Origin of the sequence: Plantibacter sp. Mn2098 (assembly GCF_049319745.1) — a bacterium.
GTDB lineage: Bacteria > Actinomycetota > Actinomycetes > Actinomycetales > Microbacteriaceae > Plantibacter.
Map to the genome: position 1 here is coordinate 591,541 of NZ_JBMOUH010000001.1, position 22,135 is coordinate 613,675.

At 62.1% G+C, this 22,135-nt stretch carries 15 protein-coding genes; 6 read left to right on the forward strand and 9 right to left on the reverse strand.

All coding sequences use genetic code 11. The annotated features are described in order from the left end of the window. Nucleotides 1–7: 7 nt before the first annotated feature. Genes ACL9RL_RS02630 through ACL9RL_RS02645 form a run of 4 tightly spaced genes read left to right on the forward strand, consistent with a single transcriptional unit; the run spans nucleotide 8 to nucleotide 6,702 of the window. A complete protein-coding gene (locus ACL9RL_RS02630) occupies nucleotides 8–1,588 on the forward strand; it encodes a type I restriction-modification system subunit M (RefSeq protein ID WP_422778656.1) in 1,581 nt (526 codons plus the stop codon). Further along, complete coding sequence (locus ACL9RL_RS02635; protein WP_422778657.1) at nucleotides 1,575–2,387, forward strand: hypothetical protein; 813 nt, start codon at nucleotides 1,575–1,577, stop codon at nucleotides 2,385–2,387. Before ACL9RL_RS02630 ends, ACL9RL_RS02635 begins: the two co-directional genes overlap by 14 nt. Further along, nucleotides 2,384–3,613, forward strand: coding sequence for a restriction endonuclease subunit S (locus ACL9RL_RS02640; RefSeq protein WP_422778658.1), 1,230 nt, complete (start codon nucleotides 2,384–2,386; stop codon nucleotides 3,611–3,613). Before ACL9RL_RS02635 ends, ACL9RL_RS02640 begins: the two co-directional genes overlap by 4 nt. Further along, complete coding sequence (locus tag ACL9RL_RS02645; protein WP_422778659.1) at nucleotides 3,610–6,702, forward strand: type I restriction endonuclease subunit R; 3,093 nt, start codon at nucleotides 3,610–3,612, stop codon at nucleotides 6,700–6,702. Before ACL9RL_RS02640 ends, ACL9RL_RS02645 begins: the two co-directional genes overlap by 4 nt. Before the next feature lie 78 nt (nucleotides 6,703–6,780). On the opposite strand, the gene ACL9RL_RS02650 is transcribed toward ACL9RL_RS02645, so the two are convergent. The 7 genes from ACL9RL_RS02650 to ACL9RL_RS02680 form a co-directional block, all read right to left on the reverse strand. Then, complete coding sequence (locus tag ACL9RL_RS02650; protein WP_422778660.1) at nucleotides 6,781–8,397, reverse strand: DUF6119 family protein; 1,617 nt, start codon at nucleotides 8,395–8,397, stop codon at nucleotides 6,781–6,783. 153 nt (nucleotides 8,398–8,550) lie between these two features. Next, nucleotides 8,551–10,335 (reverse strand): DUF262 domain-containing protein, encoded by a 1,785-nt coding sequence (locus ACL9RL_RS02655; RefSeq protein WP_422778661.1) that lies wholly within the window; start codon nucleotides 10,333–10,335, stop codon nucleotides 8,551–8,553. A gap of 601 nt (nucleotides 10,336–10,936) precedes the next feature. Next, nucleotides 10,937–12,070 carry a hypothetical protein gene (locus ACL9RL_RS02660; protein WP_422778662.1) on the reverse strand — a complete coding sequence of 378 codons (1,134 nt, stop codon included), beginning with the start codon at nucleotides 12,068–12,070 and terminating at the stop codon, nucleotides 10,937–10,939. Nucleotides 12,071–12,221: 151 nt separating this feature from the next. Further along, nucleotides 12,222–15,026, reverse strand: a complete 2,805-nt coding sequence (locus ACL9RL_RS02665; RefSeq protein WP_422778663.1) for a hypothetical protein — start codon at nucleotides 15,024–15,026, stop codon at nucleotides 12,222–12,224. 880 nt (nucleotides 15,027–15,906) lie between these two features. Beyond that, nucleotides 15,907–16,773, reverse strand: coding sequence for an NAD(P)-dependent oxidoreductase (locus ACL9RL_RS02670; RefSeq protein ID WP_422778664.1), 867 nt, complete (start codon nucleotides 16,771–16,773; stop codon nucleotides 15,907–15,909). Further along, the gene (locus ACL9RL_RS02675) at nucleotides 16,770–17,327 is read right to left on the reverse strand and encodes a YbhB/YbcL family Raf kinase inhibitor-like protein (RefSeq protein ID WP_422778665.1); all 558 of its coding nucleotides are present in this window, start codon (nucleotides 17,325–17,327) and stop codon (nucleotides 16,770–16,772) included. The genes ACL9RL_RS02670 and ACL9RL_RS02675 overlap by 4 nt, the downstream gene beginning before the upstream one ends. A gap of 47 nt (nucleotides 17,328–17,374) precedes the next feature. Next, nucleotides 17,375–18,610 (reverse strand): MFS transporter, encoded by a 1,236-nt coding sequence (locus ACL9RL_RS02680; RefSeq protein WP_422778666.1) that lies wholly within the window; start codon nucleotides 18,608–18,610, stop codon nucleotides 17,375–17,377. 146 nt (nucleotides 18,611–18,756) lie between these two features. Here ACL9RL_RS02680 and ACL9RL_RS02685 point away from each other — a divergent pair, with 146 nt between their 5' ends. Then, nucleotides 18,757–19,644: a helix-turn-helix transcriptional regulator gene (locus ACL9RL_RS02685; RefSeq protein ID WP_422778667.1), complete on the forward strand. Its 888-nt coding sequence runs from the start codon at nucleotides 18,757–18,759 to the stop codon at nucleotides 19,642–19,644. A gap of 202 nt (nucleotides 19,645–19,846) precedes the next feature. Here the strand turns inward: ACL9RL_RS02685 and ACL9RL_RS02690 are convergent, their stop codons facing one another. Together ACL9RL_RS02690 and ACL9RL_RS02695 are read right to left on the reverse strand one after the other, a co-directional pair. After that, entirely contained in the window at nucleotides 19,847–20,170 is a 324-nt protein-coding gene (locus ACL9RL_RS02690) for a DUF4234 domain-containing protein (protein ID WP_422778668.1), read from the reverse strand. A gap of 264 nt (nucleotides 20,171–20,434) precedes the next feature. Beyond that, on the reverse strand, nucleotides 20,435–21,373 hold the full coding sequence (locus tag ACL9RL_RS02695; RefSeq protein ID WP_422778669.1) for an NAD-dependent epimerase/dehydratase family protein: 939 nt from the start codon (nucleotides 21,371–21,373) through the stop codon (nucleotides 20,435–20,437). A 64-nt stretch (nucleotides 21,374–21,437) separates the two neighbouring features. On the opposite strand from ACL9RL_RS02695, the gene ACL9RL_RS02700 reads away from it, so the two are divergent. Continuing rightward, entirely contained in the window at nucleotides 21,438–22,133 is a 696-nt protein-coding gene (locus ACL9RL_RS02700; RefSeq protein WP_422778670.1) for a ScbR family autoregulator-binding transcription factor, read from the forward strand. Nucleotides 22,134–22,135: the final 2 nt, after the last annotated feature.

Sequence of the window (22,135 nt, forward strand, 5' to 3'; positions counted from 1 at the left end):
CGAACGCATGGCACCGACGACAAAAGAGGGACAGCGCGCTGAGCTGCACAAGATGATCTGGCGTATCGCCAATGATCTGCGTGGCTCAGTGGATGGCTGGGACTTCAAGAGCTACGTGCTGGGCATGCTCTTCTACCGCTTCATCTCCGAGAACCTGACCGCATATATCAACAAGGGCGAGCATGAGGCCGGAGACGCTTCCTTCGACTACGCGAAGCTCCAGGACGAGGACGCTGCGTTCGCCCGCGGCGAGGTGGTCGCAGAGAAGGGGTTCTTCATAATCCCAAGCGAGCTGTTCGCGAACGTTCGCCAGGCCGCGAAGGGCGACGAGAACCTCAACGAGACGCTCGAGCGCGTATTCAAGAACATCGAGGGCTCAGCGCTTGGCACGGACAGCGAGGACGATCTCAAGGGCCTGTTCGATGACCTTGACGTGAACAGCAACAAACTCGGCGCGACAGTCGCTCGGCGCAACGAGAAGCTCGTGAAGCTGCTCGAAGCGGTCGGTGATCTGCCGCTCGGACGGTTCGAGGACAACTCGATCGACCTGTTCGGGGACGCCTACGAGTACCTGATGCAGATGTATGCGGCCAACGCCGGCAAGTCCGGCGGCGAGTATTACACCCCGCAGGAAGTCTCTGAGCTCTTGGCACGAATCGCGGTGCTCGGCAAGACGCAGGTGAATAAGGTTTACGACCCCGCGGTGGGCTCGGGCTCGCTGCTGCTGAAGTTCGCAGAGGTACTTGGCAAGGAGAACGTCCGCCAAGGCTTCTACGGCCAGGAGATCAACCTGACCACCTACAATCTCGCCCGCATCAACATGTTCTTGCACGACGTGAACTACTCGGACTTCAACCTCGCCCACGGCGATACGCTCCTCGACCCGCAACATTGGGATGAGGAGCCGTTCGAGGCGATCGTGTCCAATCCGCCCTACTCCATCAAGTGGGACGGCGACGCCAACCCCCTGCTCATCAATGACGAGCGGTTTTCGCCGGCCGGCGTCCTCGCGCCGAAGTCGAAGGCTGACCTCGCCTTCACGATGCACATACTCAGCTGGCTGGCGGTCAACGGGACTGCAGCCATCGTCGAGTTCCCTGGCGTCCTGTACCGCGGGGGAGCGGAGCAGAAGATCCGCAAGTACCTCGTCGACAACAACTACGTCGACACGGTGATTCAGCTCCCGCCGGATCTCTTCTTCGGCACCACGATCGCGACTTGCATCCTTGTTCTCAAGAAGTCCAAGACCGATAACGACGTCCTCTTCATCAACGCGTCGAAGGAGTTCGACCGGGTCGGCAATAAGAACAAGCTCACTTCCGGCCATCAGAAGAACATTCTCGACGCGGTCGAAACGCGCACGGAGGCGCGACACTTCGTCATGCGCGTCTCGAACGAAACCATCGCTGCCAACAACTACAACATTGCTGTCTCTTCGTATGTCGAGTCCGAGGACACTCGCGAGGTTGTCGATATCGCGGCGCTGAACGCCGAAATTTCCCAAATCGTCGAGCGCCAGTCGCAACTCCGAACCTCGATCGACGCGATCGTCGCTGATCTGGAAGCGGGGGGACATGCGATTGTCTGACCTTCTCTCCAAAGCTCCGGAGGTCGTCTCCGCCCAGGTCGAAGGATTTCTTTCTGACCGCCCGCTCGGTTGGGGAAAGCACAAGCGGATCCGGGTCGGCAAGGTGATCCACAATTTCTACTGCCGGAACTGCGGAGATGTCCGCCCGTTCGAATCGGGCGAGGAGTTGAGTTGTCTTGGGCTCAGCAACGAGCAGGTCAGCATCGACGCAACGCTGCGCTGCATGGTGTGCCGCGCCTCCGTCGAGGCATGGTTCGTGGTGGCTTCAAGAGGTGACATCTACGCGCGCGCTCCTGAAGTTCGCGTCGAGCGCTACACAGAGAATCTCCGGGATCGTGCGGACCGTGTGGGGGTCACCGATGGCCCTTTCGCCGACCTTATTAAGCGCGCTCAGCTTGCCTACGAGAGTGACCTCGGAGCGGGTGCTGTCATCTACCTCCGGAAGATCTTCGAAAAGGTCACGTGGGAAGTCGCCGAGATCCTCGGCGTCGAGACGAAGAAGCCGAACGGCAGCCCGCGGGCCTTCTTCAAGGTGCTCGAGGAAGTCAACAACGTCCGCAACATCATCCCTCAGCGTTTTTCCAGCGACGGGTACCAACTCTTCCGCGAGCTGAGCGGCATTATTCACGGCGACTCGAGTGAGGCTGAGGCGCTCCAGAAGTTCAGGCCGTGCCTTCAACTGGTGCTGGGTGTCGTGGATGAAGTCAATCGTGACAATGTCGTTGCGCAGGCGATCGACGAGCTGGGTTGGAACCTGGACAATATCCAAGAGATTGCCGGCGAGGGAGGCTCGTCATGATCAGCGTTGCTCAACTTGTTCGAGACCTGTGTCCCGATGGCGTTCCGCTCGTTCCGCTCGGAGATGTTGGCGTTTGGTACGGCGGTGGGACACCTTCGAAAGAGACGCCCGAGTACTGGACAAACGGTACGATTCCGTGGGTGTCCCCGAAGGACATGGGACGACGCGTCCTGGACTCGTCAATCGACACGATTACGGATGCCGCGGTGGTTGGCTCGTCGACAAAGTTGGTACCTCCGACCTCCGTCGTGATGGTCGTGCGCTCTAGCATTCTTGATCACACATTTCCCACGGCTCTTGTCCCGATTGAGGTTGCACTCAATCAGGACATGAAAGCGGTTGTGCCTCGCAGCGACATTCAAGTGGAATATCTCGCACATGTCCTGAGCTCGCGCGGGCAGGACATACTGCTTAAGACGAGTAAGTCTGGCGGGTCTGCCACGTCGATAAACACGCCGCAACTAATGAGCTACCGAATCCCCGTCCCGCCTCTACCGGTTCAGCGCGAGATCGTGAGAATACTGGACCAGTTCACTCATCTCGAGACAGAGCTGGAGGCGGAGCTGGAGGCTCGGCGCGCCCAGTATGGCTACTATGCCGGTTCTCTCCTCGCGGCGGACGCTGACGTTCCGAGAGTGAAGCTCGGCGACGTTGCGAAGATCGTTCGAGGGGCCTCTCCTCGCCCGATCCAGCAGTTTTTCACCGACGATCCCAATGGTGCTCCATGGATCAAGATCGGCGACGTTCCTGCGGACGGCAAGTACATCACTGGCACAGCACAGCGTGTCACGCTGGCCGGCGCTGCGAAGTCTCGGCGCGTGAAGCCTGGTGACTTCGTTCTCTCCAACTCGATGAGCTTCGGCCGTCCCTACATCTCCAAGATCGAGGGGTACATCCATGACGGCTGGCTCGCAATCAGTGGGTTTGAGGAGTCGTTTGCCCCGGACTACCTCTATCACTTGCTGCGTTCAGCTCCCATCCAAGAGGAGTTCAAACGCCGTGCGGGTGCCGGTACGGTGCAGAACCTGAATGCCGAGATTGTTCGCTCTGTCGAGGTGCCTCTCCCGACTCGGGAGGTGCAGCAGCGCGCCATCGGGTTCCTCGATCAGTTCGATGCGCTTGTGAACGACCTTCGTGACGGTCTTCCTGCTGAGATCAACGCGCGCCGTAAACAATACGAGCATTACCGTGACCTGTTGCTGACGTTCGAGGAGAGGGCGGCATGAGTGACGCCCTCGCACGAAAGTATGATCCGATCGCCATCTCTGCCGAGAGCACGATCGTTTCCGAGTACATCGCCGATCCGTCGAGTGCGGCCGCGTACCAGTCGGAGGCCGATCTTGAGCGCGAGATGATTCGTATCTTGCAGGGACAGGCATACGAGTATCTCCCCGTCACGAGCGAGGCGCAGTTGATTGCGAACCTGCGCGTCCAGCTCGAGCGCGTCAACAACTTCGCGTTCTCGGATGCGGAGTGGGATCGGTTTTTCACAACGAAGCTTGCCGGCCAGAACGAGGGCGCTGTCGAGAAGACGGTGCGCATCCAGGATGACCACGTCCAGGCGCTTACCCGGGACGACGGGTCGACGAAGAACGTCACGCTCATCGACAAGAAGAGCATCCATGGCAACCATCTGCAGGTGATCAACCAGTATGAGGTGGAGCGCAGCGAGGGCGGTGGCCGCTACGCCAATCGCTACGACGTGACCGTGCTGGTGAACGGTCTGCCCATGGTGCACATCGAGCTCAAGCGCCGCGGAGTAGATATCCGTGAGGCATTCAACCAAATCGACCGCTACCAGCGGGACAGCTTCTGGGCCGGCTCCGGTTTGTTCGACTACGTCCAGCTCTTCGTGATCAGCAACGGCACGCTCACGAAGTACTACTCAAACTCCACTCGTGCTCGGCATATCAAGGAAGGCTCGGGCAAGCAGACCCGTGGCAAGAAATCGAGCAACTCGTTCGAGTTCACGTCGTGGTGGGCGGATGCACGGAACACTCCGATTCAGGAACTGACGGCGTTCGCCAAGACCTTCTTCGCCAAGCACGCGCTTCTGAATATTCTGACGCGCTACTGCGTGCTGACCGCCGACCGCGACCTTCTCGTTATGCGTCCATACCAGATCGTGGCGACGGAGCGGATCCTGCAGCGGATCGAGATCGCGACCAACTACCGCAAGCTCGGCACAGTGGAAGCGGGTGGGTACGTATGGCACACCACTGGCTCCGGCAAGACGCTGACCTCGTTCAAGGCCGCGCAGCTCGCGTCCAGGCTTCCCGATGTAGCAAAGGTGCTCTTCGTGGTCGATCGCAAGGATCTGGATTACCAGACCATGCGGGAGTACGACCGCTTCGAGAAGGGGGCGGCGAACTCGAACGCGTCGACCGCGATCCTTAAGAAGCAGCTCGAGGATCCGAACGCCCGGATCATCATCACGACCATTCAGAAGCTATCCACGTTCATCAAGGCGAACAAGGGTCACGAGATCTACTCGGGCCATGTCGTGATCATCTTCGACGAGTGCCACCGGTCGCAGTTCGGTGACATGCACACGGACATCACCAGGGCTTTCAAGCGTTACAACCTGTTCGGCTTCACAGGCACCCCGATCTTCTCCGCAAACGCCGGCAGTGGCGGTAACCCGCAGCTGAAAACTACTGAGCAGGCGTTCGGCGACAAGCTCCACACCTACACGATCGTGGACGCCATCACCGATCGAAACGTGCTGCCGTTTCGGATCGACTACGTCAACACCGTCAAGGTCGGGTCGGTCATCGACAAAGAGGTTTCTGGAATTCAGGCCGAGCAGGCGCTGCTCGATGAGCGGCGGCTGAACGATGTCGTCGGGTACGTCCTCGAGCACTTCGATCAGAAGACCAAGCGCGACGCCTCGGGCTACGAGCACTTGATCGTGACGAACGTGGCCGAGTCGGTGCGGACGCGCCGGGCGATGGCAGCAATTCGGGAGAACAAACGGGTCCGTGGCTTCAACGCCCTCTTCGCGACTGCCTCGATCGAGGCGGCGCAGCGCTACTACCTGACTTTCGGGGCTCAGCAAGAATCACTTACGCCGGATCGACGTATCAAGATCGGCATCATTTTCAGCTACGGCGCCAACGAGGCTACCGAGGACGGCATCCTCGACGACGAGGCGTTCGACACCGAAGGGCTCTCCGGCAGCAGCCGGGATTTCCTGGAGGCGGCCATCCGCGACTACAACGCAATGTTCGGCACCAGCTACGACACGAGCGCCGACAAGTTCCAGAACTACTACAAGGATCTGTCGCAGCGGATGAAGAACCGCGAGATCGACCTGGTCATCGTGGTCAACATGTTCCTGACCGGCTTTGACGCCACCACGTTGAACACCCTTTTCGTCGACAAGAATCTGCGCTCGCACGGCCTCATTCAGGCCTACTCGCGGACCAACCGGATCCTGAACTCCGTCAAGACGTACGGCAACATCGTCACATTCCGCGACCTTGAAGACGAGACCAATGCCGCCCTCGAACTGTTCGGGAATAAGGACGCCCGCGGCGTCGTGCTCCTCAAGCCTTACGGCGACTACTACGCCGAATACGCAGACAAAGTCACCGAACTGCTCAGCCGTTTCCCGCTCGGAATCCCGATAGGCGGCGAGGCTGCCCAGAAGACGTTTGTTGGGCTCTTTGGATCGGTCCTTCGCCTGCAGAACATCCTGACCTCCTTCGACGACTTCGCGGGACAGGATCCGCTCACGGAGCGCCAGAGCCAGGACTACCGCTCTATCTACCTCGACCTTTACGCCGAGTTCCGCAAGGAACGCGACAGCGACAAAGAGACGATCAACGACGACATCGTGTTCGAGATCGAGCTCGTCAAGCAGGTCGAGATCAACGTCGACTACATCCTGATGCTCGTCGAGAAGTATCGCGCAAGCTTTGGCGACGGGGAAGACAAGGAAGTCCGCGCCCAGATCTCTCGAGCTTTGGACTCTAGCCCGAGCCTTCGCTCGAAGCGCGACCTCGTCGAGTCGTTCGTCGACTCGGTCTCGGTAGACGGGACCGTCGATGAGCAGTGGCAGGCGTTCGTCGCTGGCAAGAGGGAGGCGGAACTCGAGTCAATAATCGTGGCGCAGAAGCTCAAGCCCGAGCAGACTCGCGCCTTCATCGATTCAGCCTTTCGAGACGGCCAACTCCGCACGACGGGAACTGAGATCACCCGGATTCTGCCACCGGTGTCGCGCTTTAGCCGCGAGGCCAGTCACGGCGATCTGAAGCGGCGCGCGCTTGAAGCCCTGACAATCTTCTTCGATCGGTTCTTCGGCCTGAGTTGAGCCCGAGGAGTGCCACAGATTCCTGTATCGACGGCCTGGCGGTCACACGAACTCCTGGACATGAGCGGCGGGTGGATCTCAGCTCTGGATCTCTTCGACCGGCACGCGCGCTAGTGCAATCTTCGTGAAGCCGAGTCGGTTGAGATCGCGGACGGTTTGCATGAGCGTGAGTCGACTAAAGAACGGGAGCCACTCGATGCCCTTAGCCTTCGAGTTTGCGATCACGGCGTAGGTGACTGTGACCTTGTCGCGTTCTGGGGCTGCACCGTTCGGAGGCACCAGCGCGAGCCAACCGCTGGCATCAGCGGGACCGGCGGCCCTTGTGATGGCCGCTCGAACTTGGTCGCGCAGTGGACCGTCAACGAGCGCCTCAGCCGAGACATGTCCTTGGGCGAAGAGATGGCTCAGAGTGGACGATCGAGACTTGCGCTTCACGTGGATTAAGGAGCCATCGGTGGCTATGAGATCGCAGAACTCGATCCTGCTCGTGGCACCGTCCGCCGCGACCAATTGCTTGTCGAGGAGTGTCAACTCGACTGAACCGGCCGCTGCCCTTTCGTTGTAGTCGCCTTCGGACTCACCCGGGCGACCTGGCGGCAATGTCACCGTCATCGCGGGAATCGCTGAGACAACCGAGTCGACTTGATTCACGAGTGAACTCGCGATCTCGAACCATCTACCCTCAACCAGCGCGTACAGCTTCTCACCGATGCACTGCTCCGATACGAGGCACTGGTAAACGCTCCATCGGTCCACGGGGTCTGCGCTGCTGAGGAACTTGACTGCAACTTTGCGCTGCTTGAGCTGGCCGACAGTCGTCTCGGAGGGCTTGGTCACTGGTTGGGCGAGGTAAAGATCCAAGTCCAACTCGACGAACTGGATCTGTCGACGGGTCGGCGCGATTAGGAAGTGCTCGATATCCTCCCAGTCCAGGTTCTCTGGCATGGCCATGTGCGTTGAACTCGTGTCGCTCGCCTTAAGCTGATCGATCAACTGGGTGTCGAGGCTCTCTGAGAGCGTGGGGTCTTTGACCTCGGCCAGATGATCCACCCAGCCGAAGGCGGCTTGATACTTGGTCGCAGTGAAGTGACCGTAGATGTCTTTGAGGAGCGTTGGGAGATCTGTGACCGGCGTTGACACGCCGAGGACAAGGGCATCAGCCCCGCTCACACCCTTGTAACCAGTGGACTCCGGAGCGATTCCCGTAACGGCGCGCACGATGTCGCGAAGGATATCGACCCCGAACGCAGGGAGCTCGGCAGTGCGACTTGTCTGCGTATTCTTTGACACCACCATCTCGTCGAATAATTTGGTGTCGAGGCTGCGGATCTGTTTCTCGTCGATGAGATTGAGTGCGACCTTGAGCCCGAAGCGGCGTTCGATCTTGGCTTGGTCGAGGAAGCTTCGCCCATATCCGAAGGTCAGCGCGAAGGTGTGGTCATCAACGGTTAGCACGAGGAGTCCTGATGCGGATGCCGATTGGACTCCGTGGATTCCACCCTCGACCGCGGGCTCGACATATTTTGCCCAGCTTGGGGTGCTGGCGAAGTTCTTCTTCGAGTAGAAACGTCCCACCAGCCCGGATGAATCGGTGAGTTCGCTGACCTCGAGCCCCGCAGATGCGTCCTCGGCAATGGCGTCATCGACGTTCGCGATATCGCGTAGCAGGAAGATGGTTAGGCGCTGAGTTCGCACGCACTCTCCCTCCACATTGACGGTATCTGTGAGATTACCGGATCTTGGTAGCGAAGGAATGGTTGGGATGCGACGCGTTGGTCTCGCAACTCCTACAGCAGTCGCCTCTTGCCGCCAAGTCGATTCAGAACGTGACGGATGGGATGTAACTCATCAGAAGAGTTCGGTGGATCTATCCTTGTCTGTTCCAAGAGCGCGGGCCAATCGCTGGCGGATCCGTTCGCGTCGAGTCGTGAAGCTCTCGACGAAGCTCCCTAGTGCGAGATTCACCCCGTCGAGGTCGTTTTCGCGGAGGTACGGTTCGCGGCGTACTTCCGGCAGGGTCTCGATCCAGTCGGCGGGTAGCTTCGCCAGCTTCTCCTGGTTCTGACGTCCCTCGAGCAGTTGCAAGTTCGGAAGCGAGTTGACGCGTGCCAAGTAGCCGTCGACTGCTTCGGACGGCACGCCGGCTTCTTCGAGCCGTCGGCGAGTGAAGAGCGACTTCGGCCAGATGTGGTCCTCGTGGAACTCCTTCGAGAAGTCCAAACCCGGATAGAGAATTGCGAGGGCAGCGAACGTCCCACGGGCGCCGTAGGAAAGATCGAGCAGGCCGTCGATCTCGGTGTCATCGAAGGTCAGAGCCTTGCCGAGCGCAGCGAACTCGGCATCGAGGGCGGCGGTCGGGAAGCCAGGTGTGGACTGTTCACGGTCGATCGCTGACCGAAGGCGCGTGAGAAGCGTGTCCGGTCCTGAGCCCCACACGCCCTGCTTAAGGAGAGTCCGAGTCAGCCAACGGATGATCTCAGCGCGTTCTGGTGCGCTGGCTGTGGAATCGAGGAACGAGTCCGAGATGTTCCGCTGGTGCAGGTAATAGGCGATCGGGATTGCCGCGTTGTTCGCGGTGAGGGATTCGCGGGAAAAGCCCGAAGACTTCAAGAGGTCGGCGGTGCGCTGCAGCGTGGCCGAGATCTTCGGCCAGTCGTTCTCGACCTTCGTGATGTTCTGGTGAGTGATCGTCTCGACCTTGAATCGGACGTCCGCGCCGACGAGAGTGAGTGCGGTCTTCAGGACGAAGTCCTTGTCGAAGTTGAAGCCGCGCGTGTTCAGTTCGGCCGTGAGGTTTCTCACCTCTTCACGCGCCCCGGGTTCGGTCGACCATTGGTTTGTCGCCATCGACAACAGCAGGTCCGAGTTAGTGAGTTTCTCGCCACCTTGATTGACACGGATAAATATCTCGAGAACCTCGTCGGGAGTCCGCTCCTTCTCGTCGATGAGGTAGTAGTTCATCGACGGCGTCTTCCGCACGGCTGTGTAGAGAGCGCCAAGGCGCCGGGTTCCTTCGCGGATGTCAGGAATCGCTCGTTCCGTGACGGCATCGATGTAGCCCACGGGATCGTCCGTGAGCTTGAATACGTCGCCGACTAGGAACCACCGGTCCATCGCGCTGGCCCCCTCAGCCGCTGGTGTGGGGTGCGCCTCGTCGTCCGTAAGAAAGCGGAGGTCGTACTTGAGTCCGAGTTCCTCGTCAGGCGGGCTATCGACCAAATTCAGATACAGGCGCTTCTTGGGGTAGGCCTGAGAACTGGATGAGCGACCGTATCGCCGTCTCGTGGCGTGACTGCCGTAGAGCCCGATGTTGAGTGCGGTGAGACGCTGTTGACCGTCGAGGATGGCTGTGGTTCCGGATCCTGCTGGAACTGTAGCCCGCACCGCGAATGGCTCGTCACGCTCGTGGAAATTGGTCAGGAAGTTGTAGAAGACGTAGTCCTCGGCTGTTTCTGGATCCACTTTCCAGAAGAGAAGGGACCCAACCGGGTAGCCGCGGAGCAGGCTGTCGAACAGCTTGGCGATGTCATCTGTGTCCCAGACGAACTCGCGCTGGATTGCGGGGAGGAGATACTCGCGCGCATGAATCTCCCGGAGTACCTGCTCGACATGCTTCGCTGACTCGAATCCCAAGATGCGTCTCCTTCTACCTCTGGGACTCAGCGTATCGACGTGATGAGACACTGCCGTCTGCTACCGGCTCGCAAGTTGCGGCCTGATCTGGACGCCTTGCGCACGGAGCGCGTTCAGGACGGTGTGATTGTCGAACCCGAGCTCTTTACCGATCGCTGCACTTGAGCGTCCCCGTGCGTACAGTTCGACGGCGCGATCGATCTCCCAAGCTTTCATGCTCAGCGAAGTGTCGATGCCTCTTTGCGCAAGTAGCTTTGCGACTGTCGTGCGCGACACTCGCATCTCTCGGGCCACCTGGCGCATGTTGCGAGTTTCGAGGTATCGAGCCACCAGCGATTCAAGCTCCGCCTCCCTAAGTTGTCGCGCGGAGCGAGCCGGGCCTTGAGACGCCTCTGGTCGCGAAGATCGACGAGAACGGGCGACGAGGTCCTGAGCAGAGAACTGTAGTTTTGAAGGGTTCGAGTAAACCTGCAGGAGGCGCACCAATATTCCGGTCGGTATTCGCGTCGCCATTCGTACTACGCGCACTTTCGAGCGGGTGGCTGATGTGACGGTTGCCGTGGCATCGATGCTCGCGCGCCGACGATACGTCGAGGCAGTGTTAGCTCGATCCTGCGAGGTCTGCGTCCATAGCCGCGAGCCGCAGGTTCGCGACCAGCTCGATGAGTGGCGACTGTGTGGATACGGAGGGCGCGAGGTTCGAGACTGCGCCCGCCAAGGTGTCGCCCGGAGTCTGGGTAAGCACACGGTCGCGCAGTTCCCGGTATGTATCTAGTGCAGTCTCCCAAGGCGCGGGATCGCCGGCTCGGAGGTCGACGTTCGTCAGCCGCGTGGGGGCGATTTTAGTCGGCCAGTCTGGTGGTCGCTTCTCGCTTCTAACCATGTTTGACGACGCCGTGACGAGGTTCTGCAAGAGTTCGTCCGCCAGCTCCTGGTATATCGTCGGGAGAAGCGGGTGTTGGAGCGCGTTCGCCACTCTCTCAAAGTCAGGCTGAGTGGCTAGGGTGAATCCGGCGGTTGCATTCCAGATGTTGATGCCGATCTGGATGATTGTACCCGAAGCCACCGTAGCGAGAGTTGCTCTCGTGGCGAAACCGGCCGACTCCTTTTCGGCGATGCTCCATTCACGGACGGCCTCCTCCGCCGCTTGCCAGGACTCAACCCGGACGGCTCCGGAGACCTGGATGGCGACCAGTGGATCCGGAGCATCTGTCCAAACGCTGACCGCGGCATCCTGCAGAGCGACACCGTGTTCAGCGAGGCGTTGAGTCAACGCGGCAATAGAGTGCTCCCCCGACTCCATCATGATGGCCGCGATCCTCGACTCGATCTCGGCTGGCGAGGAAGCCTGAATTTCGTAAGATTTAATGAGCCCTCGTCCCCGAGCTATGAGGAGTCGGGCGCAAAAAGTCACGAGTCCATCCAGTTCATCGGGCAGCAGGGGCCCTACCCCCGCGAAATCCGGGAGTCGTGCATCGCTTCGAGCTTCATTCAGTCGCTTGACACCGTCTGCTAGGCGGAACCCCGCGCCCGTCAAATTGGATTCATTGCTTAGATCCCGAGCCACTTGAAGAATGCATCCGGCGATGTGGTCGAGAGCAGCCTTTGACTGGTCGCGCATGGCCTCACGTACGTTGCGATCGAAGTCATTCGCGTGCGGGTACTGGTCGCTTAGAGCGTCCGCAAGCTGGGGATCGAACGGGAGGCCCGGGAGAGCGGCGATCGCGGACGCCACACTCTCGGCTCGAGACGTCCAGTCATCTCGGCGCCGTGTGCCGTCACGGTCCGTCAGCCTCGTCGGCAGGTCCTGGAGGAGCTCAACGAGTTGGGCGCTTGATGCCGCTTGGCGGCGGCACCGGTCGGTCCAACGCTCAGAACTTAGGAGCTCAGCGACAGTTACTTGAGTAGCGATCGATCGCTCGACCGACACCTGCCTTGGCAGTACGCCAGACCTCATGATCTTCACCCCCATCGATCGGTGCGACGAGGTTTGCCGTCACGACTTCGACCGCGACGAGATCGGCTTCAGGGCAAGCATCAAAAATGCGTTGAGCGAGAAACACGGCTTGTGCGTTGACCGAGGTGCGGTCGTGGGAGGGCTGAGGTTGGTAACCCCGACTGACGGCGGCATCTCTTCGAAGGAAGGCACGTGCCGATATTTTGCAGAACGAGTCTTCGGTGTATGTGCGGACCCTCGCCATGCTGCTCGGCGAGTCCGGCAACGTAGCTTTGTTCGGAAAGTCGATTTTGACTTCGAAGGCGTGGTCATCGGAAGCAACGGCCCATGTCGCGCGGCCTTCTATCGGACCGAATAAGTCTGAGAATTCCGCTCCTTGGGAGCCCGAGACCACAGCGAGAGTCGCGATCAGTTGCGCGACTATGTCCGCCCTCTCGATCGTTGCCGGCGCTTGAGCATTGTGCGCTTGATAGACGCGGATCACCTGATCCCGCGGCAATACACGGAAGCCCTCGAGCCTCTCGCTGAATCGCACCGCGGCATCGAGATCAGTCTCAACCAGCACCTGGCTGATCGCGTTGTCTGTGAGTCTGTCGAGCACTTGCCGGCGCGACGAGGAATCCCAGTCGGGAAGGCCCTCACCGATTGACGCAATTTGTTGAAAGGCGTCGTTACCGTCGAAGATGCGGCCGAACTTCGAAGAGTGAGCTAAGAGGTAGTAGCCGGAGACGTCGATCGTAGCTGGCGTGTGCCGCTGGACGTGTTCGAGCGTTGATGCAGCATAGGCGGCGACATCGAAACGCTCTGCGGCGTCGACGAGCGCCGCGATCTCTGAAGCCACGGAGGGAGTGCTCGCGGCCACGAGGGCGTCGATTCGAGCACAGATCGAGGCGACCAGCGGAGCAAGCGCCTGGTGAAAGAGCGTCAACCTCGCAGCCGCATCGCTCCTTGCGTTCGGCTGCAGGGATCGCACCACGCGGACTGCCGCTCGACAGTAGAGAGCGGGCCGGGCGCCAGCGGGTGTGGCATCGATGGCCTTCGCGTAGGTAGCGGCCAGGGTTGGCGGCGGCGTCTCGTGGATGAGGTCCAAGATGACCTCAGCACGCAAGTCGTGTAGTGCTCGCCAGTTCGTCCCATCTTCAGTTACGAGAAGGTGCTCGTCTTGGAGTCTGGCGAGCTGCTGAGACACCTTAGTCGCGGTCTGCCCTGTCGAAGCGGGAAGCTGGTTGGCATCCACGAAACGGCCGAGCGTGTGGAGGGCAGTGACGATCCCAAGAAGATCGAGCGCCACCTCGTTCTCAGCGGAACGGAGCGCGGCAATCTGGCTACGTAGTACCTCACGTAGCCTGTGCCCGGTGGTTGCAATCGCAACGAACTCCATGAGCAGACCCTGGGCGCGCGAAATGGCTTCCTCTGGCTCGGCTTCGATGGGTAGTCCAGCGGCTACGAGGCGCTCATAAATTCGCTCCGCAGACTCCGTTGTCAATCGCGAGTCGACGAGCGTGGCGCCGATCGCCGTAGACGGCAGGAGGTCTTCTTGGCGGGACGCTCCAAGTACAGAAACGCCAGGAAGCTCGAGCAAACGGTCTCTCGCGATTGGCCACAGTTCCGTGGAGGTGCGCCCGATGTCGTCTACGCAGACCAAAACGCGCCTCTGCTCCGAGGGCGCAAGAACCTTCGCGTAGCGGACGAGCTGTTCAACATCGTTTTCGGTCTCAACGCGGAGTACGCGAACCAGGATCGGGCCGTCTTCGAGCATCGAGGCTGAACGCCAGAGGAGTCCGGACTTACCAGTGCCGCTCGGGCCGACCACCAAGACGTGTCGGCTCGCTCGTAGCGCGTCGAGGATCGACAGACATTCGGGCACTCGAACTACGTCACGATTGGACCCAACGTGACCCGGGACAACCCGAACGCCCGCGAAAAACTGGGTTTCAGAGTCAGCCGAGCCTCTGGCGAAGTTCGCAAGCTCGCAGACGCCGCTGCGAAGGGCCTCTTCAAGGGCGCTCACGTCCACGGTACCTTGGACGTCGGTGACGAGGACATCGAGGTCGGAGGCGCCCATGTGAAGAGCCGTAGAAGCAACGCCACCGCGCTGACTTGCGGAAAGTTCGCCGAGGTCGGCCGTAAGCCGGGTTCTGGCGATGGCTGCTACGACCGGAGCAACATCGAACGCGCTGATGAGTTGCGACTCGATATGGCTGGCGAGAGAGTCCTCAGTGATCACAAGTCGAGTGCGGGCTACCAGTTGAGGCGCGCCCTTAGGCTCGCGGCCGACGCTCGACAACGCCTTCTGCACAGCTACAAGGAGGTCCTCGTTTTCTGAAACGGTGGCCGCCCACCCAGTCGGCTCAATCGCAAAAGACCCGTTTGTGACGATCGCAAAGCCCGCGACATTCCCGTCATAGTCTCGCCCTGACTCCACCTGAGACGCATGGACGATGATCCTCGCAATCTCGGCAATTCCGATTGGTCGCTCACCACCGCGTTGCTTGCTCTGCACGAGTAGCCATGAGCCGTCGTCGAGGCAAAGATCGATGTCCTCGAAACCCTCGGGCCGGACGGCGGTGACTACAGGGAAGGCGCCCTGGCGGGATCGTCCACCCGCGAGAAGAAGCGCAGCGAGGCTCACCTGATAAGTGACGCCCGCGACATTTGCCGCTCCGCTTCTGAGCTGAGCGAAGATCTCGTCTACTGAAGGTAGATTCTGCTCAGGTGCGGCGGCGCGGGCCATCGAAACTTGGCGTTGCCGCGCTCGCCTCTCCGCTTCGCGCTGTGCGCCACTCCGACGGTTGCTTGGCAACGGTACCTCCCTACAAGACATTACCGATTCGGCAGGTAGATGGAAGGACCTGTCACAAACAGGACTATCGGATCGGGATGTCTGTCTATGCGCCCAGGTATCGAGTCGTTTCCGAGGAGCAGATCGCGAGCCAGTAAAGATGGCGCAGATCCTCCTTGAACTACAAGCGGCGTTACCAGTAGCCGCGAGCAGCGCGGAGTCTTTCCGGATTGTCCTCCATGATCGATTGAATCGCTTGGTTAGCTCTGTGATCGGAACGCCTCCGTCGTTGAGCCGAAGTGCTTCTTGAATCTCAGCGTCGGTCGTGCTGATTGGCCGTCGTTCCACGCCTAGGGAGCCGGTGACGGATCGTCTATTCGGTTGTGCATAGTTGCCGTGCGATATCGGCTGGGCGACCATCCGCTTCGTAGAGTGCGACGAGCTCCACGTTTTGAACTCTTGTGAGCCTCGCAGGTCCACGAACTGAGGTAGGGGAAAGGCGCTCTACCTTTGATATTGTCGCCCGCCGATAGAGACCAGAAATCCGCTCGGCCTCTGTTTTTGAACTCAAGTACTGTCCCAGCAGTCGCACACTGTCTGTACGTGCCCGGACAGGGCGGGCCTCGATCGCGTGGAACGTTGCACCGGGTGCCGCATCCTGCATAGGCGCCGGGTGCCCACGTGCGTCCGGTTGTGCCCGTGAGGTTGTTTCATCACGGGCACAACCGTGTTCCTGATCGTGTCTCTGCGCGCGAGCGACGGATCTGACCCGGCGGGGAGAGGGGACCGGAGGCCCGGTTCCGTCGGGTGCCGCCATATCGCGAGCAATCGATCAGGTACGGGGGCGTAGTTCCGCGATGGCCGCCCAGTCGTCGTCGGCGTGACCGGTCGTGATGGCTTGGTCGAAGACCTGTCGGAGGATCTCGCCGAAGGGAAGCGACTGGTCGTGTTTCGCCGCGGCGTCGAGGGCCAGATGGAGGTCTTTTCGTCCCATCCGCGTTGTGAGGCCGGCCGGCTGGTAGGTGCGTGTGGCGATGAGGGGGCCGTACGAGGAGTACACCACGCCGGGGAAGAGCGTGGAGGTGAGCAGTCCGGTGAGTTGCTCCGGATCGACTCCCGCCGCCTCGGCGAGACTGACGGCCTCACCTATCGACTGGAGGGCGCAGGCGATGAGGTAGTTGCCCAGGATCTTGGCGATGTTCGCCTGTTCCGGCGCATCGCCCAAACGCCACGTGCGGGATCCGATGACGTCGAAGAACGGTTGCACCTGATCGATGAGCGTTTCCGGTCCGGCGGCGAGGATGTTCAGCTTGCCGGCCTCCGCCACCGGGACCCGACCGAAGACTGGAGCCGCGATGTAGCCGACACCGTACTCGGCATGCAGTCCCGTGGCGCGGCGGGCGAGATCGGTGCTCACCGTCGCCAGGTTCACATGCACTGCACCGTGCGGAGCGGACATCAACGCGTCTGCGTCGAGCAGAACGTCCGTGACTGCGGCATCGTTCGCGAGGACCGAGAACACCACGCCGGTCTGGAACGCCTGTGCGGGAGAAATGGCCGCCAGCGCACCGGCTCGGACGAGTTCTTCGACGGGCTCGGGTGACCGATTCCACACCGTCACCTCGTGACCGGCGGCGAGGAGGTTGCGGGCGATCGCGCGCCCCATCGCGCCGAGACCGACGACGGCGATCGTGCTCACGCGTCATCTCCGTGCTCGTCGCTCTCAGCAGTCGCAACGAGCGTCGCGCGGCCGAGGATGTGCGAAGCCATCAGGAATCCGAGGAACGCGGGTGTCCCGTCCCGGGAGATGCCGATGTCCTCGACATCGAGCGCGTGCACGGTGATGAAGTAGCGGTGCACTCCGTGGCCGGCCGGCGGGGCGCCACCGATGAATCGTGCAGCACTGGCGTCTCCCGGGAGTTGGAACGCTCCGGTCGGGATGCCGGTTCCCGCCTCATCGCCTGCCCCTTCCGGGAGTGAGGTGACGTTGGCCGGGATGCCGGCGACTGCCCAGTGCCAGAAGCCGGAACCGGTGGGCGCGTCCGGGTCGTAGACCGTGACGGCGTAGCTCTTCGTTCCCGCTGGTGCGCCGCTCCAGGACAGTTGTGGCGAGACGTCCCGACCGCCCGGAACGCCGAAGAGGCCGGAGAGCTGGGCGGCGGCGAGCGGCTGGCCGTCGACGACGGTTGTGCTCGTGAGCGTGAAGTCCGGAACCTCTGGGAGGCGGGCGAACGGATTGTTGTTCGTGGTCATGCGTGTTCCTTCGGTTGATTCGTGGTGGGGTGGAAGTGGTGGGTTGGTCATGATGCGACGGAGGTCCGTGGTGCGCGCAGGGCTGCGAGCACGATGAGCGGGATCAGGCCGATGCCCACCATGACCGCGCCGACGGCCGATGGCCCGGTGACGCCGAGGGCCGACTCCAGGGCGATACCCGCGACCCAGGAGCCCAGAGCGACACCTCCGTTGTAGGCGGCGACCGCCGACGCGGCCGCGAGGGTCGGTGCGGAGCTCGCAAGGCGGATCGACAGGCCCGTCGCGAGCGGTGGCACGCACAGGCCGGCCGCGCCGACGAAGAAGAAGAGGACGAAGGTCGCGACCGGGGCGACCGAGAACGGGACGAGGAGGGCGAGCGCGACAGCGCCGACGATCGAGGCGCCGATGAAGGTGCCGACGGCGTGCGTGTCGCCGAGTCGACCGGCGAGGTTCGTGCCGAGCAGGCAGCCGATCCCGAAGACGATCAACGCGAGCGGGACCGTCCACTGCGGCAGGCCGGTGCGGCCGACGAGCAGCGGCTGGATGTAACTGAACGCAGCCATCACACCACCGCTGACCACGGCGGTGCCGGCGAGGACGAGCCAGATGCGCACCTGACGGAACGCGCCGAGCTCGGAGCGGATCGACGCTTGGTCCGTCGGCTTGGCGGAGGGGGCGACGCGCGCGATGATCACAGCGGCGACGACCGTGAGGATAGTGAGCATCCAGAACGTGCCCCGCCAACCGACCAACTGGCCGAGGAATGCGCCGAGCGGGACGCCGGCGACGGTAGCGAGGCCGACACCGCTCATCATGAGGCCGAGCGCTCGGGAGGCGAGGGCCGGTCCGGCGGCCGTCGTCGCCGCGACCGCAGCCACCGACCAGAATGCTCCGGTCGCGACGGCCGAGATGAATCGAGCGATGAGACTGATCTCGAAACTGCCGCTCAACGCGGTGAACGCGTGCCCGGCCGCGAACACGAGCAGCGCGGCGACGAGGATGATCCTGGGTGGCATGTTCCGGGTGGCGATCGCCATCGTCGGCGCGCCGATGACCATCCCGATCGCGAAGATCGTGATCAGGAGACCGGCGCGCGCCTCGGTGACGTGGAGGTCGTCCGAGATCTGCGAGAGCAGACCGGCGACGATGTTCTCGGTCGTGCACATGAGGAATGCACCGATCATCAGGAGGGGCACGATGATCGGCATCCGCGGTTTCGCGGATCGGCGGTGGGGTTCACCGCCGGCCGGGGTCGATGGTGCCGTGACGCTGTTGGAAGTCATGGAGGGAAGTCCTGTCTGTGAATGGCTGACCATTCGAGACAACCCCAGTTCCCAGTTGCGCGGAACGGCGTGATGAACCGTGGTCTGGCGCACCCAGGGTCTGACAGGGCACCCCTGGCAGCGGGTCGGCGACGTACGATGGCGGCATGGACAGACGAGCGGAGATCAAGACTTTCCTCGCGTCTCGTCGCGCGAGGGTGTCGCCGGAGGATGCGGGGGTGCCGACGTTCGGCGGTGTGCGTCGTGTGCCTGGGCTTCGCCGAGAAGAGGTGGCCCACCTTGCCGGGGTGAGCGTGGACTACTACGCACGCATCGAACGGGGCCACACCGGTGGCGTGTCGACGGAGGTGCTGGACGCCATCGCGAACGCCCTCCGGCTCGACGAGGCCGAACGGGAGCACCTGCAGGACCTCGTTCAGGCGACGCGGCCGGTGAGCCCATCGCGTCGACAGCCCAGACGGGTCACGAAGTCACGCGTGTCCGCGAGTGTGCAGCTGGTGCTCGATGCGATCACGGTGCCGGCGATCGTTCAGAACAACCGTGGCGATCATGTCGCGACGAATGCGATCGGCCGTGCACTCTACGGACACGAGACGAACGATCCGGCCGTGCCGTTCAACTACGCCAGATTCGTCTTCCTGAACCCGAGGGCGGCCGACTTCTACCGCGACTTCGACCTGATGAAGCGCAACAACGTCGCGCTGCTGCGTCAAGCGGTCGGTCGCGCACCGCATGATGAAGGTCTGATTCGACTCGTCGGCGAGCTGTCGACGTCGAGTGCCGAGTTCACCGAGTTGTGGGCCTCGCACGACGTGTTGCGGTACAAGTCGGGCGTCAAGCGCTACACCCATGAGCTCGTCGGCGACGTCGAATTCGGGTTCGAGTCGTTCGAGATCACGAGCGACCCGGAACTCCTCCTGCTCGTCTACACCGTTGAACCGGCGTCGCCGACGGAGCAGGCGATGCAGCTGCTCGCCAACTGGACAGCTCCCAGCGCCGCATCGCACCAGAGTCTGCGCACGTCGACCGACTAGCGGCGTCCTGTGGCTGCATGCTGCAGATGACATCTGCGACCCCGCCCCGTATTCGAACCTGTGGCGATCACGCTCCCGGGGTGAGGACGAGCCTCAAGCGATCGTGGCATCGGTGTCATATGGATAGAGGAACGACGAAGGCCCGCGCCGGACTGGGTGTCCGAGGCGCGGGCCTCCGGGTGATGCTGTGGTGCGCTGCGGGTTACGCGGCGACCGGGACCTCGACGGCGACGGGAGCGACGTTGCGCTTGTTGAAGCCGTTCTGCGCGATCGCCTGACCGATGCTGCCGAGGAGGAGGAGGGCGAAGGTGCCGCCCGCGCTCTTGCCGGAGACGTTCGCCGCGCCGACGGAGAACTTCCACAGCCACCAGAACGACACGATCGGGACGATGAACAGCCAGGTCGTCGGAACGCTCTGGCCCTGGGCCTTCAGCTCGCCACGCGTCTTGGCGTACCAGACGATGAAGTAGATGCCGAGGGTGATGATGGGCAGGAAGAACACGGCGGCGGGGCTGCGTCGTTTCATGGGAGGCGCCTTTCGAAGCGTCGAATCGATGCGTGTGGGAAGGCGTCGTGATGACCTGATCCGGCGCATCGCAGATGCAGAATCGGAGCCTGCGCATCACAATCAGGTGCGATGCATGGTCGTCCGGTTCGTGTTCCCCACACGAAGATGGCGGGTCCGTGCGGATCCGCCTGGTCGAGCATACTGGAATCGGGCGGTCGAACGAGTCACAGTTTGTGAAATGTAACGTTGGTTCTGCGACAGCTCGGCGGCGTGTGGGCCGCCTCAGCCCCCGAAGCGGCGATACCAGTCGAGAGACGCCTCGGACCACAACGGATCGCTCGACGGACGCCGCCCGATGGTGTCCCACAGACGCGAGGAGTCGAACCAGTGATCGTCGGCGACGGTCGACAGCTGGGCGCCGGTGACGCCGAACCTCTGCAGCTTCCCCAGGGCCGATGCGGCGTCGATCATCGCCGACGGCGCCGCGCGCCCGAGGCGGTCCGAGAGGGACCCGACCAGGGTCCTGGGTGTCATCGCGTCGGGGACTCCTGCATGGTAGATCCCGCCGACCGACGACGATTCAGGGTCAGTCGCCGCGAGCGCGAGCCTCGCGACGGCATCGCCCAGCTGCGTCCGCTCGATGACCGAGATGCGCGCGTCCCCGGTGCCGATCCACGCGCCCAGCCCGCCCATGAGCGTGAGCAGCGGCCCCAGGAACCAGCGGTCACCCGCACCGTAGACGAGGTTCGGACGGACGACTGAGCCGCCGGCTGCCAGCACGGCCTCGTCCGCCGCGAGACGGCTCGCGCTCAGTGCCGACCGCGGCACCGGCGCAACCCCTGCGCCGTCACCGCCCAACGGGAAGTCGGCGCCGTACACGCCGGCCGTGCTGAGCGACACGATGTGGCGGACACCGGCCTTCGCAGCCGCTGCGACGAGTCGCTCGGTCCCGTCGCGGTTCGTCCTGGCCTGCTCCGCCTCGTCCGAACCCGTGTAGCTCGCCGCATGGATCACCACGTCACAGCCGTCCAGCGCACGGTCCAACGCCGCCGCATCGTGCAGATCGCCGCGGACCTCGAGCGGGTCGCCGTGTGATCCGGACGCACGCTCTGCGCGCACCAATCGGCGCGGCAAAACCCCCAAATCGTTGAGAGAATCACGAATCGCCGAGCCGATGAAACCGGTCGAACCCGTGAGGAGGATATGAATTCGGTCACACATGTCAATGAACTCCTGATCTACTCGATACGCTTGGGTCAAGATTTTCTTGGAGGAAAACCTCTCGATGCCAGAACGCAAGCCGCAACAGCAGCGTGGTCATGAGCGCAGGCAAGCCGTCGTAGAAGGCGCAGCCCGCGTCTTCGACCGCGTCGGCTACGGCCAGGCCAGCCTGTCGGACATCGCCCGCGAGTCCAAAACGACCCAGGGGTCGATGTACTTCTACTTCCCGTCGAAGGAAGAATTGGCGCTCGCCGTCATCAACGAACAGAACTCCCGCACCTTCGCGGCGCTCGCCGACGTGCCGAACGACGACGGGTCCTTCTGCGCCCTCGTCGCCGCATCGCGCATCATCGCGGAGCACCTGACGACCGATGCGGTCGTCCGCGCCGGCATCCGGTTGTCGCTCGAGCAGGGCACCCTGTCCATGCCGACCACGGAGTTCTACCGGAAGTGGATCGCCTCCGTCTCCGAACAGCTCGAAGAGGCCGTCAAGGAAGGCTACGTGCGCCCGGACATCGAGCGGGAGGGCCTCGGCCGCTCCACCGTGTCCTACTTCACCGGTGTGCAGCTCGTCTCCAACGTGCTCAGCCAGCGCAGCGACCTGCTGTCCGCGCTCGAGACCATGTGGAAGCTCATGACGCTCGCGGTCATCGTGCCGGAGCGCCAGGAACAGGTGACGGCCTTCATCGAGCGCACGTTCGACAACGACGAGGCGGGTGCCTCGGCGGCCGCTGCAGACGCTGCTGCCACCGAGGACTGACG